The organism is Microbacterium sp. (assembly GCF_031988965.1).
Taxonomy (GTDB): domain Bacteria; phylum Actinomycetota; class Actinomycetes; order Actinomycetales; family Microbacteriaceae; genus Microbacterium.
Genome location: NZ_DALZXX010000157.1, coordinates 3,810 through 6,182 on the forward strand (window position 1 = coordinate 3,810; position 2,373 = coordinate 6,182).

Annotated in this window: 2 protein-coding genes; both read left to right on the forward strand. The window is 68.6% G+C overall.

Annotated features, from left to right (window positions below):
* A partial coding sequence (locus tag RTM68_RS16260) for a S8 family serine peptidase (protein ID WP_312172903.1) occupies nt 1-643 on the forward strand: 643 nt, incomplete at its 5' end.
* A 39-nt stretch (nt 644-682) separates the two neighbouring features.
* Nucleotides 683-2,056: an FAD-dependent oxidoreductase gene (locus tag RTM68_RS16265; protein WP_312172906.1), complete on the forward strand. Its 1,374-nt coding sequence runs from the start codon at nt 683-685 to the stop codon at nt 2,054-2,056.
* Nucleotides 2,057-2,373 lie beyond the last annotated feature (317 nt).

The window sequence follows — 2,373 nt, forward strand, 5'->3', positions numbered from 1 at the left end:
GGCGACGATCCCCGGCGTGCTGACCGTGGGTGGCGTCGATCAGACGGGAACCGCGAGCCTCGAGGCCTCGACCCAGGGCATCACGATCGGCATCGCCGCGCCGAGCGAGGGGCTGCGCGGCGTCTCGGCGGACGGCGACGTGGCCCGATGGAGCGGCACGAGCGGCGCGGCGCCGATCGTGGCCGGCATCGCCGCGCTGATCCGATCCGCGCACCCGGATCTCGACGCGGCCAACGTCATCAATCGCATCATCCGCACCGCCATCCCCGTCGAGGGCATGACGCGCACGCCCGACCCGCTCTACGGGTACGGGCTCATCGATGCCGAGGCGGCGATCAGCACGGACGTTCCGACGGTCGACTCGAATCCCATGGGCGACCTCGCGGAATGGGTCCGGCTCTTCCGCCGCGCGGAGTCCGAGCCGCAGCCCGTGCCGACCGTGACGCCGGTGGCGATTCCGCCGCTGCCTGCCGCAGACGCCCCGACCGAGCCGGGTTCACCGCTGCTTCCCAGCGCTGATTCACTGCGCTACGGTACCCTGCCGCTCATCGCGCTCACAGTCCCTGGTATCCTGGTAGCGCTTGGCGTCACCGCAGCTGCCCGGCGCATCCGATCGGCGCGCGCTCGCACGCCACATCCCTGACTCCCGAGGAGTTGTTCCCCTGTGCCTCAGAACAGCACTGTGCCCAAGATTCTGATCGTCGGTGGAGGCTATGCAGGCTTCTACACGGCGTGGAAGCTGGAGAAGCACCTTCGCAAGGGTGAAGCAGACGTCACCATGGTCGACCCGCTGCCGTACATGACGTACCAGCCGTTCCTCCCCGAGGTGGCCGCCGGCTCGATCGAAGCCCGCCACTCGGTGGTCGCACACCGTCGTCACCTCAAGCGCACGAACGTCCTCACCGCGAAGGTGACGGGCATCAACCACGCAGAGAAGGTCGCGACGATCACCCCTCCCGTGGGCGACCCGTACGAGTTCGCGTACGACCAGATCGTCGTGACGGCCGGTGCCGTCTCGCGCACCTTCCCGATCCCGGGCATCGCCGACAACGCGATCGGTCTCAAGACGATCGAAGAGGCCGTCGCGATCCGTGACCGTCTCATGTCGAACTTCGACAAGGCCGCATCGCTGCCCGCAGGCCCCGAGCGCGACCGTCTGCTCTCGGTCGTCGTGGTCGGCGGTGGCTTCGCCGGTATCGAGGTCTTCGCGGAGCTGCGCTCGCTCGCTTCTTCGCTGGTCTCGAAGTACCCGCAGCTGAGCTTCGAGGACACGCACTTCCACCTCATCGAGGCGATGGGCCGCATCATGCCCGAGGTCTCGCTGCAGACGAGCGAGTGGGTGCTCAAGGACCTCGCGAAGCGCGGTGCCAACGTGCACCTCGACACGCAGCTCACCAGCGCCGTCGACGGCAACGTCGAGCTCTCCACGGGCGAGGTCATCCCGACCGACCTCATCGTCTGGACCGCCGGTGTCATGGCGAACCCGACCGTCGTGCGCGGCGGCGACCTCCCGATCGAAGAGCGCGGTCGCATCCAGACCCGTGCCGACCTGCGCGTCGGCACGCCTGAGGCGTTCGTCGAGGGCGCATGGGCAGCCGGCGACGTCTCGGCAGTGCCCGACCTCTCGGGTGGCGGTGTCGGCGGCTTCTGCGTGCCGAACGCTCAGCACGCGGTGCGTCAGGCGAAGCTGCTCGCGAAGAACCTCGTCGCCGTCGCGGGCCTCGGTCTCTACAACGGTGTCTTCCAGTCCGGAAAGATCGCGCTCAAGGGCTTCGTCGCCTGGGTCGCGCACCGTGGTTACCACGGCCTCGCGATGCCCACGTGGGAGCGCAAGTTCCGCGTGGTGTGGGGCTGGTGGAACAACCTGTGGCTCGGCCGCGACCTGGTGAACCTCGAGACCGTGCAGAACCCTCGCTACGTCTTCGAGGAGTTCGCCGCGCGTCCGCGTCCTGCGGCCGACGCCCCGGCGCCGACCGCAGCCCCCGCCGCCAAGGCGGAGCCGCCCGTCAAGAAGGCCACGGCGAAGAAGCCCGTCGAGGCGACTGCCGCGAAGTAATCGCACGGTCCTCACGAATGCCCCGATCCCTGCGGATCGGGGCATTCGTCGTCTGCGGGCGGCATCGCCCGTTCGCACCGCATTCATAGCCGGACCCGCTACGGTGATGCTCGCAAGGGGAGTACTCCCGACTGCGGTGGCGTCGTCACTACGGGCATGAAGTCGTGTCCCGGCCCACCGGCCCTTCTCGGGTGGAGGAGACCTGGCGTCCGTATCCGCGGACAGCCGTCGAACCCCTGCCCTCCGAGGTCGTGCGTCCGGTGGCTGTTCACACGCCACACGAAGGAAGTACCACCATGGGAATGCTCGACCGTCTG